Annotated in this window: 21 protein-coding genes and 2 pseudogenes; 12 read left to right on the forward strand and 11 right to left on the reverse strand. The window is 41.5% G+C overall.

Annotated features, from left to right (window positions below; genetic code table 11):
- Positions 1 to 51: 51 nt before the first annotated feature.
- From AC5590_RS27855 to AC5590_RS27870, 4 genes and pseudogenes are all read right to left on the reverse strand, one after another.
- Positions 52 to 297: pseudogene (locus AC5590_RS27855) on the reverse strand (type 2 isopentenyl-diphosphate Delta-isomerase); the annotation flags it as partial.
- Entirely contained in the window at positions 294 to 902 is a 609-nt protein-coding gene (locus AC5590_RS27860; protein ID WP_169266570.1) for a hypothetical protein, read from the reverse strand. The pseudogene AC5590_RS27855 and the gene AC5590_RS27860, both read right to left, overlap by 4 nt.
- 196 nt (positions 903 to 1,098) lie before the next feature.
- Positions 1,099 to 1,683 (reverse strand): thylakoid membrane photosystem I accumulation factor, encoded by a 585-nt coding sequence (locus AC5590_RS27865; RefSeq protein WP_169266571.1) that lies wholly within the window; start codon positions 1,681 to 1,683, stop codon positions 1,099 to 1,101.
- Between the two features lie 279 nt (positions 1,684 to 1,962).
- Positions 1,963 to 2,349 carry a hypothetical protein gene (locus AC5590_RS27870; protein WP_169266572.1) on the reverse strand — a complete coding sequence of 129 codons (387 nt, stop codon included), beginning with the start codon at positions 2,347 to 2,349 and terminating at the stop codon, positions 1,963 to 1,965.
- 234 nt (positions 2,350 to 2,583) lie between these two features.
- Between AC5590_RS27870 and leuB the strand changes: the two genes are divergently transcribed.
- From leuB to accD, 4 genes are all read left to right on the forward strand, one after another.
- Positions 2,584 to 3,672 carry a 3-isopropylmalate dehydrogenase gene (gene leuB, locus AC5590_RS27875; protein ID WP_169266573.1) on the forward strand — a complete coding sequence of 363 codons (1,089 nt, stop codon included), beginning with the start codon at positions 2,584 to 2,586 and terminating at the stop codon, positions 3,670 to 3,672.
- Between the two features lie 91 nt (positions 3,673 to 3,763).
- A complete protein-coding gene (locus AC5590_RS27880) occupies positions 3,764 to 4,024 on the forward strand; it encodes a hypothetical protein (RefSeq protein WP_169266574.1) in 261 nt (86 codons plus the stop codon).
- 139 nt (positions 4,025 to 4,163) lie between these two features.
- Positions 4,164 to 5,009: a prepilin peptidase gene (locus tag AC5590_RS27885; protein WP_169266575.1), complete on the forward strand. Its 846-nt coding sequence runs from the start codon at positions 4,164 to 4,166 to the stop codon at positions 5,007 to 5,009.
- A 983-nt stretch (positions 5,010 to 5,992) separates the two neighbouring features.
- On the forward strand, positions 5,993 to 6,952 hold the full coding sequence (gene accD, locus AC5590_RS27890) for an acetyl-CoA carboxylase, carboxyltransferase subunit beta (protein ID WP_169266576.1): 960 nt from the start codon (positions 5,993 to 5,995) through the stop codon (positions 6,950 to 6,952).
- Between the two features lie 512 nt (positions 6,953 to 7,464).
- On the opposite strand, the gene AC5590_RS27895 is transcribed toward accD, so the two are convergent.
- The 4 genes and pseudogenes from AC5590_RS27895 to AC5590_RS27910 all read right to left on the reverse strand — a co-directional run bounded on the left by AC5590_RS27895 (position 7,465) and on the right by AC5590_RS27910 (position 10,511).
- Complete coding sequence (locus AC5590_RS27895) at positions 7,465 to 8,829, reverse strand: pentapeptide repeat-containing protein (protein ID WP_169266577.1); 1,365 nt, start codon at positions 8,827 to 8,829, stop codon at positions 7,465 to 7,467.
- A 703-nt stretch (positions 8,830 to 9,532) separates the two neighbouring features.
- Positions 9,533 to 9,721 (reverse strand): annotated as a pseudogene (locus AC5590_RS27900) (GNAT family N-acetyltransferase); the annotation flags it as partial.
- Between the two features lie 78 nt (positions 9,722 to 9,799).
- A complete protein-coding gene (locus tag AC5590_RS27905; protein WP_169266596.1) occupies positions 9,800 to 10,399 on the reverse strand; it encodes a MiaE family protein in 600 nt (199 codons plus the stop codon).
- Entirely contained in the window at positions 10,386 to 10,511 is a 126-nt protein-coding gene (locus AC5590_RS27910) for a hypothetical protein (protein WP_256379384.1), read from the reverse strand. The genes AC5590_RS27905 and AC5590_RS27910 overlap by 14 nt, the downstream gene beginning before the upstream one ends.
- A 219-nt stretch (positions 10,512 to 10,730) precedes the next feature.
- On the opposite strand from AC5590_RS27910, the gene ssuE reads away from it, so the two are divergent.
- The 5 genes from ssuE to pstB all read left to right on the forward strand — a co-directional run bounded on the left by ssuE (position 10,731) and on the right by pstB (position 16,001).
- Positions 10,731 to 11,297, forward strand: coding sequence for an NADPH-dependent FMN reductase (ssuE, locus tag AC5590_RS27915; protein WP_169266578.1), 567 nt, complete (start codon positions 10,731 to 10,733; stop codon positions 11,295 to 11,297).
- Between the two features lie 861 nt (positions 11,298 to 12,158).
- On the forward strand, positions 12,159 to 13,148 hold the full coding sequence (locus tag AC5590_RS27920; RefSeq protein ID WP_169266579.1) for a PstS family phosphate ABC transporter substrate-binding protein: 990 nt from the start codon (positions 12,159 to 12,161) through the stop codon (positions 13,146 to 13,148).
- Between the two features lie 113 nt (positions 13,149 to 13,261).
- Positions 13,262 to 14,203, forward strand: coding sequence for a phosphate ABC transporter permease subunit PstC (gene pstC / locus AC5590_RS27925; RefSeq protein WP_169266597.1), 942 nt, complete (start codon positions 13,262 to 13,264; stop codon positions 14,201 to 14,203).
- A gap of 5 nt (positions 14,204 to 14,208) precedes the next feature.
- Positions 14,209 to 15,111, forward strand: a complete 903-nt coding sequence (gene pstA, locus AC5590_RS27930) for a phosphate ABC transporter permease PstA (RefSeq protein WP_169266580.1) — start codon at positions 14,209 to 14,211, stop codon at positions 15,109 to 15,111.
- Between the two features lie 59 nt (positions 15,112 to 15,170).
- The gene (pstB, locus tag AC5590_RS27935; RefSeq protein WP_169266581.1) at positions 15,171 to 16,001 is read left to right on the forward strand and encodes a phosphate ABC transporter ATP-binding protein PstB; all 831 of its coding nucleotides are present in this window, start codon (positions 15,171 to 15,173) and stop codon (positions 15,999 to 16,001) included.
- A gap of 122 nt (positions 16,002 to 16,123) precedes the next feature.
- Here pstB and AC5590_RS27940 read toward each other — a convergent pair whose 3' ends face one another.
- Both AC5590_RS27940 and AC5590_RS27945 read right to left on the reverse strand, forming a co-directional pair.
- Positions 16,124 to 17,140 (reverse strand): NAD(P)/FAD-dependent oxidoreductase, encoded by a 1,017-nt coding sequence (locus AC5590_RS27940; protein WP_169266582.1) that lies wholly within the window; start codon positions 17,138 to 17,140, stop codon positions 16,124 to 16,126.
- Positions 17,115 to 19,358 carry a hypothetical protein gene (locus AC5590_RS27945; RefSeq protein ID WP_169266583.1) on the reverse strand — a complete coding sequence of 748 codons (2,244 nt, stop codon included), beginning with the start codon at positions 19,356 to 19,358 and terminating at the stop codon, positions 17,115 to 17,117. The genes AC5590_RS27940 and AC5590_RS27945 overlap by 26 nt, the downstream gene beginning before the upstream one ends.
- Before the next feature lie 420 nt (positions 19,359 to 19,778).
- Here AC5590_RS27945 and AC5590_RS27950 point away from each other — a divergent pair, with 420 nt between their 5' ends.
- Together AC5590_RS27950 and mtnB are read left to right on the forward strand one after the other, a co-directional pair.
- Positions 19,779 to 20,351 carry a 1,2-dihydroxy-3-keto-5-methylthiopentene dioxygenase gene (locus tag AC5590_RS27950; protein WP_169266584.1) on the forward strand — a complete coding sequence of 191 codons (573 nt, stop codon included), beginning with the start codon at positions 19,779 to 19,781 and terminating at the stop codon, positions 20,349 to 20,351.
- Positions 20,348 to 21,022 carry a methylthioribulose 1-phosphate dehydratase gene (mtnB, locus tag AC5590_RS27955; RefSeq protein WP_169266585.1) on the forward strand — a complete coding sequence of 225 codons (675 nt, stop codon included), beginning with the start codon at positions 20,348 to 20,350 and terminating at the stop codon, positions 21,020 to 21,022. The genes AC5590_RS27950 and mtnB overlap by 4 nt, the downstream gene beginning before the upstream one ends.
- 126 nt (positions 21,023 to 21,148) lie before the next feature.
- Here mtnB and AC5590_RS27960 read toward each other — a convergent pair whose 3' ends face one another.
- The gene (locus tag AC5590_RS27960) at positions 21,149 to 22,807 is read right to left on the reverse strand and encodes a tetratricopeptide repeat protein (protein ID WP_169266586.1); all 1,659 of its coding nucleotides are present in this window, start codon (positions 22,805 to 22,807) and stop codon (positions 21,149 to 21,151) included.
- A 349-nt stretch (positions 22,808 to 23,156) separates the two neighbouring features.
- Here AC5590_RS27960 and AC5590_RS27965 point away from each other — a divergent pair, with 349 nt between their 5' ends.
- A complete protein-coding gene (locus tag AC5590_RS27965; RefSeq protein WP_169266587.1) occupies positions 23,157 to 23,438 on the forward strand; it encodes a 4a-hydroxytetrahydrobiopterin dehydratase in 282 nt (93 codons plus the stop codon).
- The last annotated feature ends 158 nt before the right edge of the window (positions 23,439 to 23,596 follow it).

Here is a 23,596-nt window from a genome sequence, read left to right on the forward strand (position 1 = left end):
AATTACTCATTCTCCCACAGTAATACCTGGTTAACTTACGCCGTGCTGTACTAGGTGGGGCATCTCTAAAGCAATTCGTTGCGAACCAATTCCCATTGCTAATCGGTAACGTTGAGCAACACTTGCAAGCCGAGTGTTGACTAGCCGCGCCAGTTCTGTCCCTCCTGTCATGGAAGAAATCAGAAGTAGTGCACCAAGATTCTTACCCAATAAGGTTGTTTGAATATTGATATCACTGCGGTCTAATTCCGGAAGACAGCAATGAGCAAAGCGATAGCACTCAAACCCATTCGTTACCCAATTGGACGATTTCCTGGATTGACAGCATGAATACACTCACTTCCAGAAGTTGGAAACCCTCGTTTATAACAGGCTTCCTCTGGTTGACCCCATCCTAAGTGTAAAATCACTTCCAAAAAATTAGTATTTTCACATTTGGACAAACTTGTCCATTCTGTTCTTTGAGCAATTCTATCTACATCAATTCTTTCTATCTGTCGATGCTGTTTGCCATGACTAAAACTTAAGTACAAGTCCATCCCTACAGTGACTTGATTCCAAAATTGCACTATGGAATTGTTGGCTGCTTTTAATATTTTAATGTCACTGGCTAAAGCAATTAACTGAGCATCTACTTCTGGATAGCGTAACATTTTTCCTTTGATAGTCACCTCACGCCAGACAATACCTGAAACTTGATGTTCGTTTTGGTATTCGTGAATGGTGGCTTTAAAATCTTGATATGCTGTAAACTGTTGTAGCCCATCGGTTCTGATAAACTGGTCTATGACAGGATTGCCAGAGACAGTGACTGCTAACTTCAGGCGGTTTCCCTTGAGGCAAGCTTGGCGTTCAGAACGTAAAATTTGAATTAACTGCTCGGTGGTGTAAACCTTTGACATCAGGGCACACTTTATAAGTCAAAGTCAATTGGTCAATAGTCATTATTTATTCACTTACTTGATCTTGACTTCCTAACTCCTCAGTTCTCAACAATTTTTAAAGATTATTCGTATACATTATCCCTTTGAATCAATAGCTTTGCAGTATCTAATAACACGAAAAAACAAGGCAGACAAATTTTGTCTGCCCCACAACTTACTTCGCTAACTCGCTGCTTAACTCATTAAATGCTCGGCGCTTCAATGGTACTGATTCTGAACGAGGTAATAAATCAAACAGTTCTCTAAATTTATCGTCCATTTTCTCAAAGGGGACTTGACCCTTTTTATTCAAAACGACCTCACCGGATTGATTAAATACTACAACTTGGGGAACAACCCCAGAGTAGTAATAAGCTGGTTCTGTAGAGTTATAAGTTTTTCCATCTAAAATGCTATCGACATTAACTGGAATAATTTCTGCTACTCGACCGTAATATTCTTGTATCGTTGAAACAACAATGGCATATTTCTTACAATCGCTGCTGTCATCCAAATAAAATGCTAACAGCGTTGGTTTATGGTCTGCTAAAGCTTTTGCTAGAGTCGCCTTTGGAGGAACCAGTGAACCATTCCCCGCATAAACCACAAAAATATTGCCATCGTATCTGTCGTTATTAAGATCAGCAAACGCTGACTGTACATTTGTCAATAACAAGCAAGTCAGCAGCACAGATAAGGAAAACAACCGCCGCCAGTTTGGAATCAAACTCAGTAAAAAGCGCCACTTTATACAATTCATCAAAAAGAACCTTTTAACATCTATATTTTTTTCTTGTTTGTGCTGAATGTAGCAAACTGGGGTGCGGATAAGGGGACAAAGGAGCGATCGCTCTCTGACACAAAGCAATTCGCCTGAAACCAGATTTTGCTGTCTTCTTACAACAACTGGGGTGAGCGTGCTTGTGCAACAAGAAGATTATATCGGAGACTTCGTCCCAGCCAATCAATCTATTCGCCTCAACTCCAACATTAAATCAATATTTACAAATCATTTAGGACTGCTATTCGCTTCGGTGCACTAATCGGTTTTACTACGAGTGTGTCGCGCTTGTTCGGCAGACTGCTGCATCTGCTTCAAAATCTCCTCTTGCTCCAGTAGAGCCAGTCGCGCTTGTTCAGTAGCCAGTCGCGCTTGTTCAGCAGCCAGTCGCGCTTGCTCACCAGCCTGCCTGATTTCTTCTGCAGACTCTCGCGCTTGCTCAGTAGCCCGCCTGATTTCTTCTGCAGCTTCTCGCCTCTTCTCCTGTAACTGCCTGTCTTCTTCAGCAGACTGCCGCTGCTCTTCTGAGATTTGGCGTTGCTCCTCCTGAACCTGTTGGTGTCGAGCCTGAGCTTTCCACTCGGCCGCCTCCTGTTGCCTTTTTTGCTCAGGCGAGTCTAGATTATCACCCAGGTGTTCACTCATTTCCTTGGCGTTCCTTAATCTTTTATATCAAGTTCTTTCAATCACATAATAATAAAATTACCGCACGCCGCTTTGCGGCGTGCGGTAATAGCGATGTCAACACCAAATAAGGATTATAGGCTTTACCCAGTTTTTTGCTCGATTGCTACTCATGGGCGTACACTTGCTAGGTATGATATTTGATCTGCAAGAAATTCTGCGCGATTAAACATTTACCTACCACCAAAACGAAGTATGACCCACAACTACCGCATTACCCTACTCCCTGGCGATGGCATCGGACCCGAAATTATGGCAGTTGCGGTAGACGTGCTGAAAGTCGTAGGGAAAAAGTTTGATATTCAGTTTGAATTCCAAGAAGCACTCATCGGTGGTGCAGCAATTGATGCTACAGGCGAACCCCTTCCAGGATCCAGCTTGGATACGTGTCGCAATAGCGATGCTGTGTTACTAGCAGCTATTGGCGGTTACAAGTGGGACTCCTTAGCATCCCATTTACGTCCAGAAGCAGGTTTGTTAGGACTGCGTGCAGGGTTGGGATTATTTGCCAATTTGCGCCCTGCGAAAATATTGCCTCAGTTGATAGATGCTTCTTCTTTGAAACGGGAGGTTGTCGAAGGCGTTGATATTTTGGTAGTCCGCGAACTCACCGGAGGAATTTACTTTGGCAAGCCTAAAGGAATTTTTGAAACAGAAACGGGTGAAAAGCGCGGCGTGAATACAATGGCTTACACCGAATCAGAAATTGAGCGCATTGGGCGGGTGGCGTTTGAAGCTGCACAAAAACGGGGAGGGAAACTCTGTTCAGTGGATAAGGCGAATGTGTTGGAAGTTTCTCAACTGTGGCGCGATCGCATCACCAAACTTGCCCAAGAGTATCCGGATGTGGAACTCTCTCATATGTATGTAGATAATGCAGCCATGCAGTTGTTACGCGCTCCCAAGCAGTTCGATACTATTGTCACAGGCAACTTGTTTGGTGATATTCTTTCAGATGCAGCTGCTATGCTAACTGGGAGTATTGGGATGTTACCCTCTGCAAGTTTGGGTGCTTCTAATCCAGGAGTTTTTGAACCTGTCCACGGTTCTGCCCCAGATATAGCAGGGCAAGATAAAGCAAATCCTTTGGCACAGGTTTTAAGTGCTGCTATGATGCTTCGTTATGGTTTAAACGAATCAACTGCAGCAGATCACATTGAACAAGGAGTGTTAGAAGTGTTACAAAGAGGCGATCGCACAGGAGATATAATTTCCCCAGATATGAACCTTTTGGGTTGTCGCGCTATGGGCCAAGCACTGATCCAAGTTCTGGAAGCAAAATAAGTGCATATGCTCAATGTGGAAATTTTGGCAACTTTAAAGAAAATTTTCGGATAAACTATTAACACAAACCTACAACAATACTTCGCGAGTGGTGTACGCTTTAAAAAAAGGACAGGAAAACTATACCAATCAGAAGAACCAGCCAGCTTTGATTGATCCTGCCGTGATCAGAGCTGCTGGACAGATTTACCACACTTACTGTGAGGTACATCCCGAAATCACTGGACAAGCTTCAGGAGTGGCAATTAATCGGTCTAATCACCGAGGTAAAGTGATTTTTACTCACCAACCAATTCTCTTGCCTGAAGAATGCTTTGTGCCTTTGAATCAAATTGAGTCGTATATGTATTAAGCCATAAAGACTGGTGATGAGTCATCAGTCGTGAGTTAAGGTTATAACTTTTGAGCAAATGGCAATAACCCTCTGTTTGGGTGAACCCGCTGTTCATGGGCGAAGCCCCAAATAACGCACTAACTCACAATTGACTCGAATGTTCATCTTGACAATAGTCCAGACAAGTTTCATCGTCTTTGCTTTAGGCACATCTATTGGCAGCTTTATTAATGTAATAGTCTATCGGTTACCAATTGGACTTTCGATTCTTTTTCCACCCTCTGGTTGTCCCCATTGCTTAAACCAACTCAAACCCTACGATAATGTACCGCTGTTGGGATGGCTATGGTTAAGAGGACGCTGTCGTTATTGCAAAAGAAAAATTTCTATCCGTTATCCTGTGGTAGAGGGGGTGACGGGTATTATTTTTTTGTTAGTTTTTTGGATACAGAAGTATTCGCTCTATACAGTAGGTAACTGGGCGTTTTGCAGTTGGTTATTGGCACTATCGCTGATTGATTTAGATACAATGACACTACCGAACTCACTGACTAAGTCGGGTTTGTTAGTAGGAATTGTTTTTCACATAATTTGTGGCTTTCTACCACAAGCGAATTGGATCGGATTGGTACATCATCTGAAAATGGCGATAGGAGGAGCAGTGGTGGGCTTATGGCTATTTGATGCGATCGCCATAATTGGTTCAATTATATGCGGCAAAACTGCTATGGGTAGAGGAGACACCAAATTAGCAGCCATGATCGGAGCATGGCTAGGATGGAAGTATTTGTTGCTTGCTACTTTTCTTGCAAGTCTTATTGGAGTAATAGTCGCTGGCGGCAAAATTATACTATCACAGCACAACAGTCGCACAGCGCTGTCTCAAAAATGGGGGCAAAAGATACCTTTTGGTCCTTTTCTTGCTTGCGGGGCAGTTATTGCTCTATTTGGCGGCGAGGCGATTTTGTCTTTTTATTTACGATTATTTTTTCCAATCAGTTGAAGAATAGAATTTGACACTACACTAGCCTCATGCGAGGAGATTCGAGAACATCCCAATTTTGGATAAAAGATCGTAGTCGGAGCATCTTGCTCCCTACTTCTATTGAAAGCGGGCTGTCCGGCCCCGAAGTCGCTACAACGCGCTTCTGTGCGCACTACAAAATAAAATAAATTTACATATTTGGGATACTCCTGGAGATTCTTGGTTTCTCCAGCAAGCCCTTGCAGTGTCTATCTCTACTTGGAGATACACTAGAACTGTAGATTTAATCACCACTACTATCTTTAAGCTTTTGATAACATCATCTTGTGAATTCAGCCCTGCAGTCTGGTTTTCCACACCCTGTAGAGTGATATTCACCACCTAAAGTAGCGTGTGCGTATTTCCTGTACAACACGCTTGTTTGTTCGCGCAAGCTTCCACAGAACTTGGGAGCGATAAGCCTCCGGCTTGACGCTTTGCGTATCGCATCGCCATAACTGTGTCGTACCTCCTCCAAAGAGACTGCGCGTACGCTGATCCAAAAGCTGTAGCCTTAGCCACAGACAGACCCTAAGCGTGAGTTGGATGATCCTCTTAATAACGGGTACCCTTTTGACAAGAAAAATTGATGCAGCAATTGCTTGCCTCTCATAACATACCAACAAATATTATTGATTTAGGGGGTGAAATCCTATTTGGGACAGGGGCTTAGTGCAGCTTTGTAGGTACGGTTACAACAGCAATGGACTGCTTTACTACTTTTTAAGTTTCCCAGAAGGCGAGCAAGAGACTTGAATTGGTTTACGTATTTTCGTTAAGCTGGCAACCAAAGATCTAAAATATGGTCTCCTACAGCTTACAAGACAATTTTGAATATGTTGTCATTAGTTATGAGTCATTCATCCTTAGTATGGACAAAGGAGTCATGATAAAAAACTAAGATTTTGACAGCATTGGTTTGATCTTTTATCAACATACTATCCACGTAAGATAAGATACAAATGGCGAACAACGAAGAATCACGCGGTTTAAAGTCTTTATTAGATTGGTTTGCAAATCGACGGAAATCAGGATCTACCATCCTAGAACCCCAAGAGCGTGAGATTGCTGATGGACTGTGGCATAAATGTTCTAACTGTGGAGTGTTGACATATGCCAAAGATCTAAGAGCCAACCAAATGGTTTGTGTTGAGTGTGGACATCATAATCGAGTTGATAGTGATGAGCGCATCCGTCAATTGATTGATGTGAATAGTTGGAGGTCGATAGATGAGCATTTGTGTCCTACCGATCCACTACAGTTTCGCGATCGCAAACCTTATTTTGATCGCCTGCGGGAAACCCAGGACAAACTGAAGTTAATAGACGCCGTTAAAACTGGTTTTGGTCAAATAAATGGTTTATCCATTGCTCTTGGCGTTATGGACTTCCGGTTTATGGGAGGAAGTATGGGTTCTGTTGTCGGAGAAAAACTGACGCGCCTGATTGAGCAAGCCACTCAACGACGATATCCTGTGGTTATTGTTTGTACCTCTGGTGGAGCGAGGATGCAAGAAGGAATGCTTTCCCTCATGCAGATGGCGAAAATCTCTGCAGCTTTGGAGCGTCATCAAGAAGCGCGGTTGCTGTACATTCCCGTTTTGACAAATCCCACCACAGGTGGTGTAACTGCTAGTTTTGCGATGTTGGGCGATATCATCATAGCAGAACCAAAGGCTACTATCGGTTTTGCTGGGCGGCGAGTGATCGAACAAACCTTACGGGAAAAACTTCCAGAGGAGTTTCAAACTGCGGAAGATTTACTCAAGCACGGCTTTGTGGATGAGATTGTTCCTCGTACTCAGCTAAAACGAACATTAGCACAGTTGATTGCCTTACACCAGCCACCTGCACCAACGTCAACCCATAATAATATGGTGGTTTGGGAGACAAGAAGTTTGAGTTCTAGCGCTGTTGAGTAATCATTGCTTCTCGAACATTAGACTTTTTGCAAAACAGGGTAAGCGCATCTAAATTAGTGTTGACAAAAACATGTGTTTGTGTGTCAATGAATCATCACAGTTTCTCGTTTTGTATGTTTCCCAAGGGTCAAAGCGATACGTCTTCGCGCAGCATGCGCTTTGGGCTGATGCGTGTGTTGCTTTTTTGCAATCGCCAAAAACATTATCAATAAACAAGAATTACTGCGACGATTTTCGGCTTGATTGACTCTGAGACGTTCTTATTTACAAGATGCGCTTACCCTGCTTACAAAAATCGAAAATTTGGATTTCCCCATGGAGTGTGGTGATTAAGTCTTCAACCCGACACGATATAATTGGTAGCTGCAAAAGAATTTTATTCAGGTCAGTCAGTTTGGGTGTATTGAAAAGTAGGGACGCACCCTGTTTGCATATCAAATGTAAATGAATTATCAGTCAGTTAATTGTGCTTCCAACTTACTGTTAGTTAACTAATCGGCGTGCGATCCGCGCTATGATGGAACATTATCTGTCAGGTGAGTTGTAACATCGTCTTGTGTAAATGTCATTTGATGCAGTTTCAGGTTTTTGGCTCCTGTTAAAATTGCCCCTTCCAGTTTTACATGACTTAGATTTGTCATGTTAAGGTTGGCTCCCATGAGGTTTGCCCCACAGAGGTTTGCTTCATGGAGAATTGCCATTTGTAGGTTCGTTCCCATAAGGTTTGCTCCGCAGAGGTCAGTTTCTCGAAGGCTTGCTTCAGAAAAGTTAGCAAAAAACATTTCTGTGTTTTGCAGTTTGGCTGCATTCAGGTTTGCTTGTTGGAGGTTCGCCCCATTCAGGTTTGCTTGTTGCAAATTTGCTCCAATCAAACCCGTTCCTTGCAAGTTGGCTTTACTCAACTTTGCCCCTTGCAAATTAGCTAAAAACAGCTTTGCCTCTTGTAAGTTCGCAGCTTTTAAATTAGACCCTTGCAAATTGGCTTTGTATAAATTAGCTCTTCGTAGATTAGCTCCACGCAAACTTGCTCCTGTAAGATTTGCTGCACGTAAATTTGCCCCAGAGGCTTGAGCACAATTAAGGTTTGCTCCACAAAGGTCAGCATCAGTTAAGTTGGTTGATTGCAAGTTGGCCTGATATAGAATTGACCCAGAGAGTTTAGCACCTTCCAAATTTGCCTCACACAAGTTCGCTCCGTGTAAATTGGCTTGACAGAGGTTAGCTCCCCGCAAATCTGCTTGCTGGAAGTTGGCTTTATGCAAGTCTGCTGTGCTCATATCAGCATATCGCAAATCAATTTTCTGATTTGGCTGGTCTTTTTGGATCTGACGTCTGGCGATGACATTCAAGGCTGCTTGAATATCTGTAGGAGTTCTTGCAGTTTGTTGAATTTGCTCGTTTTGCAGTTTTCCAGCAGCATTCTCTCGCACAAAAGCTGTCAGAATTTCCATAATTGTCCAGTATTGCTGAGGAGAATCTTGAGCAATTCTTTCCAAAGAATAAATTGCACCCGTCCGTGTCGCAGCACTTTGATGCCCAAGCTGGGTAATTGCAGTCATAAAGCGTTCTGTAATCAGCCTTTCTTGGGCGATACGGACATTCTTGATTGCAATCTCATTACTCTTATGCGCTGCGATCGCACTTTCTTGAAGAGCTTGGGCGCGTTTTGCTGCCACGTATGCATGAATCATCACTGCTAATCCTAGCAAAAGGGTAGCTGTTGTTGAGAATACTTGAGTTCTATTTTCGATTTTTGGTTGATTTGACAACTCCTCCATTTTGGTAAATGTGATGAAAAATACTATTGGTGATAAAATAGACGTAAGTGCTACAACTATCAACCAATTTTTGAGTACGTCTGTCTTGTTCGCAGACATAATGGTTGTGTCCCTCAAAACACACAATTTTTAAGTAGAGTACAGGAAAAAAGAGTATAACATGTGTTTAGTAGTTTTCCACGTCTGACAAAACTAGGTAAATGCAGCAGCTTGTTTTTCAAAATCAATGGCAGCCTATAGTGGTTCCATTCTTTTACAAACAGTTGTCTGATGACTATCCCTGAAATTGGTTTAAAATACTTATTATTAATTTAGTATGATAAATAATGCAACCGTCTCAAGAGAGATTTTTTTATCCCTATTTTCACTTAGTTTAATGTTTTTCCATACTCCATAGGTGAAGCAAGAATCACAAATCAGGTCTGAAATCATTTCTTAGTTACTATTAATACTTTTATCTAAGTATAGAGTTTTGATCATAAATGTTTAAAAATAAAAATAGCAATTTTGTCTCGTTTTGAAACTTGACTTTTTTGGCAAAAGAGGCGTAAAGACAAAGTATAAAGAAAGCTAAGGACTCACAGTTGGTGCATTCTGGGTGACGGTTCAGTCCCACTTGCTATGCTCAAATTAAGCCATTCAAAATTTGGCGTACGAGTACGCACTTAAAAAAGTTCAAATATAGCCGTTGCCAGGTAGATTAGGACATGAACTAATCAGAAAATACGGACATCACGAGATTTGAAACCCTGTTAAGCGTTAAGCGTTCCCTACGTCCTAATAGAGTTGGCTATAGCTATAACTAATGACCAGAGCCTAGGGACTTTACATAAACTGTATCACAACGAGCTGTTTCTACACCCGTTGCCTTTTGATACCCACTGCTTTCGTATAGTTTGACAGCTTCGCTCAAAACACTGGCGGTTTCAATCCAAATTTACTGAAAACCACGGAATGCTAGCGCTGCTTCTAATGGTTGTAGCAAATATTTTTTTTCCTTGTCCTAAACCCCAAACTCCCAGTCACGAATGAGACATTTCTTATAGTAATTTTTCATTTCCAATATCTTCTAACTGTGAATGCGAGGTTCTGAATGTAGATTTGCTAGCAATTGACTTTCAACTACCGCTAACTCATCCAACCGTTGTCTGACAATTTCACGGTTAAAGTAGGTATCACTCAGAACCCAATAAATACCATAGTGCCGTGCCTCAGATGCCATCAAGCCATGATAAAATTTAGCTAACTCAGGTTCTGGACAATGAGCCGCTAACAATCCAAGGCGTTCGTGACTACGAGCTTCAATCAAACCACTCACTAGCAGGGAATCTAAAAACCGTTCAGGTTCCTTGGGTCGAATTTGCGCCTTTAAACCAGCACCATAGGGAGGTGGCTGTAAGGGACGCAAAGGAATATTTCGACGGTCCAGCCATTGATTGACCAATTCAAAATGTTCTAGTTCTTCACGAGCAATTTTGGTTAGCTCCCGTACCATTTTTGCATTGGAAGGGTAGCGAAATATCATGTTCAAAGCGACCCCTGCGGCTTTGCGTTCGCATTGAGAGTGATCGAGGAGAATGGTGTCTAGGTTAGAGATTGCTTGTTCCACCCAAGCAAAACTTGTGGGTGTTTTGAGGGCGTTGATAGTTGGTAACTCAGATGAAAGCACGTTTAGGAATGACAAAAGACTCTACATATTCAATATTAAGTATCAGCGATCGCCCCAACAAGGAAAAAATGTCCTGTTGCACCCGGATTTGAGATACAAACCTATTTTTCATAAAAGAGTCTTGCTAGACTTGAGAGGACGTGCAGCAATTTTATCTTAAAATTAAAACAATTACGGTTCTTTGATATAATTGCCGTAGTATAAATACGAGATACGCAGTTTCTTAGCTCCTTCGCGCCCTCGCCCCGCACCATAACTATACTCAGTTTTTTGTGGTAAGTTCACATAGTTTGTTGACAAAGTTTAGCGAAAAAGTATCGGTTCACAAAATATGCCTAACATCATAGCAATTGCTGGCAGTCCATCTCATCCTTCCAGAACCTACACGCTTCTGGAACACTCCACTAAAATTTTGCAGCAAGAGGGCTTTCAAACGGATATTATCTCTGTTCGCGATGTCCCTGCTGAAGTTTTAGCCTATGGACGTTACGATAGCCCAGCTTTAGAACAACCAAAAGGACTCATAGAAAAGGCAGATGGTGTTATTATTGCCACTCCGATTTACAAAGCAGCCTACACGGGAGTTCTCAAAGCGTTTTTAGACTTGCTACCTCAAAGAGCGTTGTCAGGCAAAGTCGTGTTACCGATCGCCACTGGTGGGACTTTAGCTCATTTGTTGGCAATTGATTATGCCCTCAAACCCGTATTGTCAGAGTTAAAAGCACGATTCATCTTGGGCGGCGTTTATGCAGTAGACAAACAACTGCAAATACAACAAGATGGCAGTCTTCAATTTGATCAGGAAATTGATCAGAGATTGAAAGAAGCTCTGAATGAGTTTGCACAATCTGTCAAGAGTTTGCAACCCAATGTCAAAGAATTGGCTTCCGCAAATTAATTTATGGAGGAAGCCAGTTGAAGAGTGGCTGGGCAAATAAGGGCGATCGCCTAAGAGTTGACTTTTAGTGTAAATATGTAGATTTAATATCGTCCCCAACCTACCCTGCCGTTGAGGTTGGCGATTCCTAGAGTAGCTTCTTTAACTTACTGCTTTATCGCCCTAAAGCCAATGTAATGTTGAAAATTCCTTCTATAGCTATAAAGGGTTTTCGCCAATTCTTAGCTGCTTATAGCAAAATTTCAGATCTCGTAAGTTAGAAATAGAATAACTGAGTACAAAATACGGCATAATAAGATTTCTAAAGAGTTAGAGAGTTTTTATACATTTTAAATAACAGAATATATTACGCAATCTTAATACTTGTTCATCTTAAGTATCAACTATATCTTTTTTTCTCAAATACGGATGAAAAAGAGCAATATACCTGTGTGTACACAACAGCAAAGAGCATTTATGTATTAAGTTAGATTTATGTCATCAAAATATGACATAAGTTATATCATGTGATACCCGAACTATGATATTGTCTAATCATAATTAACAACTACGGTAAACGGACAAGAAAATAGTACAATATGAAAAGGGAGATAGAAAAGCTATTTATCTTAAGATTTCATATTCTTATATCACTTGATCAATAATTTGAGGAAACTCATGCACTTACTGATCGCTAATAATCAGAATTATCTTCAAATAGATGAATTTAGAATTGTTACTCGTTAATTGTATCAAACACTAAATATCCATTTTCAATCTTTTGTTGAGTGAAGCGAAATAATCGCCAAAACTCTATGTTACGTTTTGTAAGGTTTACGTACTTAATGGTGCTATTTTTTTTGAACTTTAGTTTTTGGAAAAATGCTAGATCGTAGTCAAGTTATTCCAACATTACTATTAGTTATTGCCTGGAGCCTGACTTCATGCAGCAGTGCTGAAGAGAAGAAGAGGCAGGTGAGTATCGATGGTGGACTTGTAGGTTATCCTCTCCATCAAGCAGTTGCGGAGGAATTTAAAAAGGTTAAAAGTGATGCCCAAATTAGTGTTGCAGCTAGTGGCACTGGTGGTGGGATGAGTAAGTTTTGTTCTGGTCAAATTTATGTTGTTGGTGCTTCACGCCCTATTAAGAAAGAAGAAATTACAAAATGTAAAAAGCAAGGTATTGAATTCGTAGAACTGCCGATTGCTCTTGATGGAATTGCTGTAATCGCCAACCGCAAAAATAACTTTGCTAGCTGCTTATCTATCAAGGAATTAAACAAGATTTGGAGTCCAAAATCAACTAATAAAGTAAGGAATTGGAATCAAGTTAACTCAAAGTTTCCTAATAAACCTTTGAGGCTTTATGCCCCTGCTTCTGATACTGGGACATTTGATTATTTCACACAAGCAATCAATAAAAAAGGCAAAGCTAGCCGTACAGACTACACTGCTACTCAGAATCAAAATGTTCTTGTGAATGGAATCGCTGGTGATGATGCTGCACTAGGATATGTGGGAATTTCTTATTACTTAGCAAACAGGGATAAGCTGCAACTGGTCGGTGTACAAACTCCTGAAGGAAAATGTGAAACGCCAGATCCCCCGGAAAAAGTTGCTAACAACATCTACAAACCTTTATCTCGTCCTCTGTTGATTTATGTTAACAAGACGAATTTAGACAGCAAGCCAGCAGTGAAGGATTTTGTTAGTTTCTACTTAGATAATTCCAAAAAGTGGGTGAGACAGTCTGGCTATGTTGAACTAACTGATGAGGCTTATGCTAAGGCTAAACAAAGATTTGTTTCTGAGAAAACGGGTTCTAAGTTCAAAGATGCAAAACCAGGCGAACCAGTAACAAAGTATATTTAAAACTTTTTGCATTTCGGAGATTCCTTCTGAGAAAATCTGAAAATCCAAAAAATGCGAATAGGCCTACAAATAGGCTTGATGACAAACCCTTGATAGACCTGTTTATAGTTATTGTGCAGAGTGGTAATTATCAGAACGCTTTCAATCAGGAACCGAGAAGAACGCTGGAAAGACAACCATCTGACGATATCCAAGACAAAATTGTCGAAGTGATTTTATTTTGCTGTGCTTTGGTTTCCATCCTGACGACGATTGGAATTGTCTTCATTATCTTTCAAGTGACATTTGAGTTTTTCCAAGAAGTTTCGTTTGCTCAGTTCTTTCTCGATACTCAGTGGACTCCTTTGTTTGCAGAGCGACATTTTGGAATTTGGCCCCTTATAAATGGCACTTTTATGACTACGGCGATCGCCATGTCTGTTGCCATTCCTCTGGGTTTATGTTCTGCCATCTACTTGAGCGAATACGCCCAACCTAAAGTAGCAGCAATTTTACGTCCAGCAGTAGAATTACTAGCAGGAGTGCCTACAGTTGTTTACGGTTACTTTGCACTTTTATTTGTCACACCGTTGCTGCGCAATATTCTTCCACTGGAAATCTTCAACGCTTTGAGTGCTGGTTTGATGATGGGAGTAATGATTACCCCCACTGTTGGCTCTATTAGTCTGGATGCTATACAAGCTGTGCCACGCTCTTTGCGAGAAGGAGCTTCTGCATTGGGATTAACTAAACTCGAAGCTATATTTCGAGTTGTTCTGCCTGCTGCTCTTTCTGGAATTATCGCCTCGATTATTTTGGGAATTTCTCGAGCTGTTGGTGAAACAATGACTGTCCTCATAGCCGCAGGACAACAACCAAGACTGACTGTTAATATCATGGAGTCAGTACAAACAATGACAGCTTACATGGCTCAGATTTCTGGTGGAGATAGTCCTCGTGGCAGTCTCAACTACAAGACTTTGTACGCTGTGGGAGCAGTTCTATTTTTGATAACTTTGGCTTTAAATATTTTTAGTAATTGGATTGCTAAACGCTTCAAAGAAAAATACGAGTAAGAGATATGGCTAGTTCGATTAACTCCGACAATTTTCAACAAGAAAGTGAAGATTTTACCGACAATATAGACAATAGAGAAAAACTTGGAAAAATTTTTGAAGTCATTTTTTTACTTGGATTGCTCATTGGTTTGTTTGTCCTGGCACTCCTGGTTTTTGACATTTGTAAAGACGGATTAGTTAGATTTTTTACACCTGGTTTTATAACGGAAACACCTTCCCGTTTTCCTAATCAAGGTGGCATCCTTCCTGCTATTGTCAGCAGCCTTATGTTAGGACTCATCACCATTTTGGTTTCTGTACCAATCGGCGTAGGAGCAGCTTTGTATCTCGAAGAATATGCACCAAAAAACTGGTGGGCTGATCTGATTGAGATTAACATTAGCAATCTCGCTGGAGTCCCTTCTATTGTCTATGGCTTACTGGGTTTAGGAGTTTTCAATTATTTTTTGGGCTTCGGTTCAGCTTTGATTTCTGGAGGACTAACTTTGTCCTTACTGTCTTTACCAGTGATTATTGTGACAGCCAGAGAAGCAATTCGAGCGGTTCCAGATTCTCTAAGAAATGCTTCTTACGGCTTAGGCATAACCAAGTGGCAAACCATCAGTAATCATGTTTTACCTTATGCCATCCCTGGTATTCTCACAGGAGTGATTATTTCAGTCTCTCGTGCCATTGGTGATGCAGCGTGTCTGATTGTAGTTGGTGCTGTTAGTTTCTTAACATTCAGCCCTGGTTTGTTTCAGCGATTCATGGCATTGCCCATCCAAATTTACTCCTACATCTCTCGTCCAGAGCCAGGTTTTTCCAATGCAGCAGCAGCGACAATTCTTGTCTTGCTTCTTTTAATTTTGGCTCTGAATGGCGTGGCGATTTTCATTAGACAACGCTACTCGCTATCTAAATAAAAGAGTTTCCAAAATTTCAACAAACATTTACAGTAAATCACAGATTGGAAAGATTAAAAATGACTTATAACAACGCCAAAGGGAAATTAAGTAGCGCCACCCAAAGTGAACATGACAGTACGGTTTTCAATGTTGAAGGGATTAAAGTTTACTACAATGGATTGATCGCGCTTCAGGATGTTTATATAGAAATCCCTGAGAAGAAAATTGTTGCTTTTATTGGACCTTCAGGCTGTGGCAAAAGTACCCTGTTACGCTGCTTTAATCGTATGAACGATTTAATTCCAGGAGCGAAGGTTGAAGGTCGGCTGCATTACCGCAATAAGAATATTTATGATCCTAAAATTAATTCTGTGAAATTGCGGCGTCAAGTAGGAATGGTTTTCCAAAGACCAAATCCTTTTCCAAAATCTATTTACGAAAACATCTCGTTTGCACCACGTACAAACGGTTATAAAGGTAATATTGATGAACTCGTAGAGCAATCATTACGACAAGCTGCTCTTTGGAATGAGGTGAAAGACAAACTTAAGGACAAAGGTACAGCATTATCTGGAGGACAACAGCAACGTCTTTGCATTGCAAGAGCGATCGCCATGAAGCCAGATGTCCTATTGATGGATGAACCTTGCTCTGCATTAGACCCTATTTCTACTCGTCAAGTTGAAGAACTTTGCCTGCAACTCAAAGAGCAATACACCATCATCATGGTAACCCACAATATGCAGCAGGCTTCGCGAGTTGCAGACTGGACTGCTTTCTTCAACACCGAAATCAGCGAGCATGGTAAACGCAGAGGAAGATTAGTCGAATTCAGTCCTACCGAAGAAATGTTTAGCACTCCTACAACTCAGGAAGCTGCAGAGTATATTAGCGGACGTTTCGGTTAATATAGCAGGGAACAAGCAACGCTTAACAGGAAACAGACTTTCAAGTCTCTTGGTGAGCGTGTTTTCTCATTCGTTCGTGTCCTAATCTATCTGACGACTGCTATATATAAAACGCTTGGAAACTATGGCAGCATGGCATAAAGCTTGCTCAGCTTCTCTACATCGTGCTCAAACCAATCATAAATCCATTGGCAATAGTGCCCAATTGCTTGTGTAGCGTTAAGACTACCCAAGAATTCCCCTGCAATCAAATGCCCTGCCATGATCCCAGACATGATTGCTTTGAGCACCCCATGACTGGATGCGGGATCAAGAACCATCGCCGCATCCCCAACCATGAAGTAACCAGAACCCGCAGGCTGGGAAACAATCCGCCAAGTGACATCAGCCGCCTGCATTTTCCCATGAGTCTTGAGTCCGTGGAATTCATCCGGGAGCCAGTCTTTTGGGATTTTCTGATCAACTAACCATAGACGCGTCCACTGGTAAAGTTGAGGTTGCACTCTTGCAGTCCACGTCCACCCACCAGAGTCTGCAACTATCGCTGGAGCATCATCCCGGATTGGACATTCTCCAGAAGCATAGCCATAGTATACAATCCTACGCGGAGAATGATAGTTGATTTGCAGTTCTAATTGTCGAGCTAACCAATGATGACTTCCTGTTGCATCAACAACTTTAGATGCCCTGAAAATTCCTAGGCTTGTCTCAACACCAACGACTTTATCCTCATCCACAAGTACATGCAAAGCTTGGCATGGCTGCAAAACCTCAACACCCAAAGCTTTGGCTTGATTCAGCAAAATTGTATCAAAATCGGCTCTCCAGGCTTGAAATCCCAGCCATGCGCCCGAATTATCTTCTCCAAAGGGGACAAAATGCCTCTCGGCTTCCCACTGCACCCAGTTTCCAGTGTGGCGTAGAAAGCCAGCAGCTAGCACTGGCTCGATCACGCCTAACTGCTTCAAAAGCGGCTCTACACCTGGGTGTAGAGTTTCACCGGGGTGGTAGCGTGGAAATTGCTCCCGCTCAATCAGGACAACTCGTAAACCTTTTTGAGCGGATGCAATCGCAGCAGCAGACCCTGCAGGTCCGCTACCTATAATCAGTACATCACAATGAGACACGTGTCCAAGCATTATTGTTACGTTTCAACAAAATGTTGAGGGGTGTGACAAAAAGCGTTGCGGTTTCTTGAATTGGAACCAATTGTTTGCGAAAATCATCTGAATTTGGATTTGCCGATGGATCTCCAGGACGATAGATTTCAAACCGATAGATTATACCAGCAAGTGTAGTTGTTGCTTGAGTTTGTGCCTGTTGTAATTCTGAATCAGTTGGCTGCACTTGACGGAACGAAAATAACCTCCATTGACCTCTCGCTTCAGGGATGACGCGGTAAACATTTGCCATCGCCAAAACTCTAGCTTCATATTCACGCACATCAACTTTACCTGTTAGCGACAACGAGAATTTCTTCTGCAAAGAACTTTCTACATAATCTGCATGGTCATAATCTGCATACTCAATAAAGTTTTTGCCATTCTTTGTAACTCGCTTTGGACCAGGAATACCATCCCAAGGTGAACTACCAATCTGACCAATTTCTTCATCAGTCAAAGGGCTGACAGTCGGTCCTTGGCTTGGCTGAAATGTCCGTGCAGCATCGGGAGCGACTGCAGGCCAAAATGTACTGAGTGCTGCACACAATTTAGAATCTTCTGGGAAAGGACTGCCTAACCCATAAGCTGCTAAATGATCTACTCCGTTGGCGCGATCAAAACTCACATCCCAACCAGGGGCAAATATTCCAGCTGCTCCATCTGGAAGATAAGCATGTCGCATTGTAGGGGAAGCGCTTAACGGCATTTGTCTGACTGAACCACTCACGGGTAAACAGACAATTGCAGTGACGGTTTTATCTTCTGGACGAAAATTAGCGTTCTTTAACTGCAGGTTAGGAGCGAGGCGACTGTCGGATAGCGTTTCTGGGCTAACTTCCCAAAGATTCTGTCTAAGTGCAGCAGGTACCGACTGCTCAGTCCATTCCAATAGCTCTCGCTGATCGCAGTTGGGAAAGAAATCTGGTGCTGTTACAAGGGAATAAGCAGGAATACGGCGTGGAATTGCCACTGCTAACTGTGGACAAACTGCTTCAATCGATCCATCACCTGTGAAATCAAGGTAGTGAAGGGCATCATAACCACCTTTTTGTACAGCTTGTGTGACATTTGCGAGATTATTGAGATTGTCGATTTGACCGTTGGAGAGTTTGTGACGGGCGTGAACATATTCTGGAGCACGTCTTGCTCCTGTAGTTGCAGGAATCATTAAGCTGGAAGATAAAGTCCTACTACCTGCTGGAACTTTAAAAGTCAGTGGTTTGCCTTGATAATTCGCAGCTTCAATTAGATTCTTATGAACCACTGGAACTAGAAGTCCACGACCAAATTCCGGCTTTGTTGTCAATTCAGCAATGCCATCTGAAAAAATGAATGGCGGATTACTAATGTCTGGTTCACCCCATCCTGCATTTTTCAAAACTAAGTGAATCCGCCGCAATTTTTCATTGATATGGCGAGCATTAAGTGTCACCTGCAAATCTAAATTGCGAATACATTCTTTGCCGTTGAACAGCTTGTGCAGAGGAACCCAGAAAAGTCTGCTATCGTCTCCTGCTCGTCTTCTGTCATCACCTTGTGGAAGATTAACATTGTTATTTTGAACCTGAAAACGCATGGGAACAAAGGTAGCTCGATCACCTCTACGTTGAACAGCAATATAGGCAGAATAGCGAGCTGGTAAAACGCGAAAAGCTTGTGAATCTTCCTGAACAAAGGGTAAAAATCCACGAAGTTTGCCGTTATACTGTGCTTCTGCTGTTCCTACACGCGCCACACCAGTACGCGAAAAACACAAATCAGCATGCTTGCGCTGAACAGTTTCCGATGCAGGACGATACTCACTAGCAAAGACAACTATCGCTAAAAGTTCCCCTTGTGCCCGAACTCGCAAATCTTCCAATGAAGGCGGCTGCACGCCGTAAACATAATTTTCAATAACTTCAAATTCCGCCAGCGTTGGATATTCCCTCAGGTTTTCACTGACAACATTGTGTGAAGCAAAAGCGTGAAATAGTAAACTCCGAGCCGCACTTCCTGGCTCTATTCCCCTTTTTCCTTCAAAAGCAAAATCTTCAAATCCTTTAATAGTTCTGTTGATATTTGGCAGTTCCTTTGCTAATTCTTGCTTAAGATTGGCTGCGGTGATATCAAGTCCATGAGCGAGAAGTAAGTCGCGCCAGCCAAGAGGAGCTAGGCGATCGCACACTCTTTTAACATCATCAATTAAAGGCATAACTCAAATAAACTCCTTGTTTTTAGATTTAACCCGGACTTAGATATTGACAAAAATGTCATTACCTGCAGTAGTCCTACTTGATTTGTGTAAGGAAAGTTAACCAGGGAAAACTTTGCTGTGACTTATTAGATGTAAACAGAATCAACTTATGCACTTTCGGATAGAAATAAGAAAAACGCTAGAAAAAGTGCAAAGATAAGTGATTCTTAGGGATTTTAATAGTTAAGCTCCAATTTTTACAGATAAACTATCTTGGCAACACAGTTAAACATGAATAGAAGTTTATTGGCGATCGCCTTGTTCGCCGGAGAGTTTTGTGGAGAAAACCCTCTCCCTAAATCTCCCATTTAGGGCAAACGGACGCGCTCCGTCCCTCATAAGATACCGTAGAAGATATATCTTTGCGCGAGGTGAGAAATGGCGATTCTACAATTAGAAGATGGGACACGATACACTGATTTGCAAGATATATCCCGGGAATTAGCACCCCTAAATATTCAACTTAATCGTTGGGCTGTCGGAGAAAGTCAACACTTGCGTGAACTTATATCACAAGATAGCCTCAATGAAGATGAAAAAGAACAAGTCTTAAAATCTCTGGATAAATATTTCCAGCAACTGCAACAAACAGCAGGCTATCAAACCCGCGACTTAATTGTCCTGCATCCAGGAATGCCGAACCTTGATGCCATGATGACAAAGTTTGACAAAATCCATACCCATTCAGAAGACGAAGTTCGTTACATCATTGATGGAGAAGCCATTTTTGGTTTTGTCCGACCGGATGATAGCCAAGTAGAACTGACCATACAACCCCAAGAGTACATCAATGTGCCTGCAAAGACCGAACACTGGTTTTATCTAACCCCAGCACGGCGAGTTAAAGCAGTGCGTTATTTCACTGGAAGTCAAGGTTGGACTCCCGAATATACAGGGAGAGAAATTCACACTCGTCAGGTTGTCACTAAAGTACAAATGAAGACGCAATGAATAGCCCAAAGCTGATTGATCCTCGCCTTGAACTCATCTGTGCTGCCCGTCACTTCTACCAACAAGGATGGATGGTGGGGACTTCAGGAAATCTCTCAGTTCGTTTACCTGATCACAGCTTTTGGATTACAGCTAGTGGTCAGTGTAAAGGAGAATTAGAACTTGGTGATTTTGTACGTATCTATCCAAATGGCACGGCTTGCCCTGAGGGTAGTCGAAGGGTAGAAAAACCCTCGCCTGATGTGAAGCCTTCAGCTGAAACTGCCATTCACCAAGTTCTTTATGCTCTATTCCCTGAAGCTACAAGCTGCTATCATGTTCACTCAGTAGAAGCAAATTTGGTTTCTCGTTTTGTAAAAGGAGATACCTTGCCTCTACCACCGTTGGAGATGCTCAAAGGACTGGGAGTCTGGGAAGAGAATCCTGATTGCGCTATGTCGATCTTTGACAACCATTTACAGGTTTCCTGCATTGTAGATGAGATTAAAGAGCGCTTTAGAACAAGTCCTCCACAACTAAGGGCTTTACTTATCCGTGACCACGGTGTTACCATTTGGGCACCTTCTGCCAAAACTGCCCGCAATGATATTGAGTTAGTGGAATACATTTTCCGCTATATGGTCGCAGCCAGAGGTGTGGGTGTTTGGGGTGTAGGGGAAGAGAGGGATTGAAGTGGAAGAGAAAAAGTAGGAAAAGAAAACAAATGACTTGTGATTAATGACTCATCAAACTATTCGCGTTGTTGTTCGATTTATTTTCCTTCTTTTTGCTTAATCCTCAACTCCTGCTAGAGATTTTTAAAAATGTAAAATATCTAAGGATTCTTCTATTTCTAAATCTAAAATTCTTTCCCGTGTATTTTTATGCTCCTCTAATTTACCTTCTTTTCGATAAAGGTCTGCTGCTTTTTGAAAATCATCAATAACTCCTTGCCTATCTCCTAGCTTGTAACGAGCATGACCACGATTGTAATATGCGTCTGCATCGTTAGGATGTGTCTTAATCACCTGTGTGTAATCTTCAATCGCCCCCTGATAATCTCCTAAGTCACAACGAGCCTGACCACGGTTATAATATGCATCAATATCATGAGAACTTTTTTTAATCACCTGTGTGTAATCTTCAATTGCTCCCTGATAATCTCCTAAATCAAAACGATAATCTCCACGATTTTTGTAACCATTAATGTCATTAGGTTTTACTTCTCTGGACTGAGTAAAAAGCTCAATAGCTTCTTTTGAGTTTACCAAATGAGAATTATTTGGATTAATTTTGAGTGCCTGATTATAATCCTCAATTGCACCCTGATAATCTCTTAACTGATAACGAATATCAGCACGACTTTTGTAAGCCACTGCATCATTAGGATTCATTTTAATTGCCTGAGTATAATCTGCAATTGCTCCCTCGTAGTCTCCCTGATGATATCGAGCTAAGCCAAGTTTAGTGTAAACTTTACCGTAATAAGGATTAATTTCTATTGCTTGAACGTAATCAGCAATTGCTGCCTTGTAATCTCCTATATGAGAATGAGCAAAACCACGCTTATAAAAAGTTTCAGCATCTTGAGAGTTCAGCTTTAAAGCTTGATTGTAGTTATTAATGGCAGCATTGTACTGTTCTTTCTCAAAGCATTCATCACCTAGTTTGACAGAAAGCAAATTCATGTCTCCATTATGGAAACGGAGATAATCATTTTGCTCAGGAGAAAAGTTTTTTTTGACAGATTGTTGCTGTTGTTGAGAAGAAAAGTTTGTTTTAGGCAAGTGTTGCTTTTCTTGCTGATAGCGGTGTTCGTGCTTAAGGTTATATTTACCTAGTTGAGATGTTTGATGAGAGTTTGCTGGTGTTAAAGATTCTAACTGTTCTAAATAGCACCGTAAACCACTGCCATAGAGTAATTGTTCTATCCCAAATAAAATATTTCCAGTCTTTAGCTTAATCATTTGGGTAGGAAGAAAACCAGCAAAGAAGAGATGATATTCAGGTTGTGCCTCATTGACTTCCTCCTGAATAAATATGCAGACAACAACGGCATTTTTTTGAACTTCTTCTGAATTAATTGACCATCTGACTTTATTAAGACTGCCATGACGTGATTTAACGGCAATGCCAACTGAGGGGTCAAAAGTCAGCGTAAAATCAACTTTGCCATCGCCGACACCAAATCGTTTCTCATAATCTACTTCAGTCACAAAAGCAGCTAAACGTTCTTTAACAACTTCTTCACCTAATTTGCCTTTCAAATTACTGATAAAAACATCACGGACTGGTGAAGTGCGCTTATATTTCTCAGCCATCTGCCAGCAAAATTCCCGTAGTGCTTTTAACCTCTCGCCTGAGATAACTGTTAACTCGCTATATTGCCCTTCTGTTTCACAATGCAGCAGACAACTAGATGTTAACCTCTTGATGAAATCAGATTGTAGCGATCGCAGTAAGGTAATCCAGTCCATTTATAATTCTGCGAATCTTTTTGTTTATTGTATTAAAATAGCAAATCAGCGAAAACTTGTCTAAGTTGTATTTAATGCAACATACAGTTACAGAACCTCAGCCCCAACCCCCTCCTCTGTAGCCGCCTCTATTTACGCCAGTTTAAAATCCTGCTAAAAAACTGTCAACTGGATTCAGGCTATATTTATTCTGTAGTGCGTTAGTCCAAATGGAAAGATGATTGCTAGTGGCGGCAGTGCTGATAAGATCATCAAGATTTGGCAAGTGCCTCGTTAAGTCGTGGCACCTGAGAGCCAATCAACGACTGAACCTTAGATTAGTATTGAAATCAATTTGAGATTTGTTAATATGACACAGCTACTTACTGAGGAAGAAATTCAACAAAAGGCAAGCCATTTGCCTAATTGGACAGTGGAAGCGTTAACGTTAAAATGTACACGCAAATTTAAAGACTTTATCCAGGCTATAGAATTTGTAAATAAGCTTGTTGAACCTGCTGAGTCAGCACAACATCATCCAGATATTGAAATTTCTTACAACAAAGTCAATATTTCACTCACAACCCATGACGCAGGTGGGTTAACACAGAAAGACTTTGATTTAGCAAAGGTCATTTCGGAAATTAATTAAGTTAACCGATTTGCTTTTATAGCTATTTTGATAAAAAAATGACTCAAGAAGTAGTCAGAAGCCACGATTGAGAATGATGAGTGTGCAAGTAATAGACTTCGTGGCAGTTATCGGGAAAGGGAAAGGTGGGGTTCCCTATGGGGATAAAGAGCAAGGGG

The organism is Brasilonema octagenarum UFV-OR1, from assembly GCF_963888615.1.
Lineage (GTDB): Bacteria > Cyanobacteriota > Cyanobacteriia > Cyanobacteriales > Nostocaceae > Brasilonema > Brasilonema sennae.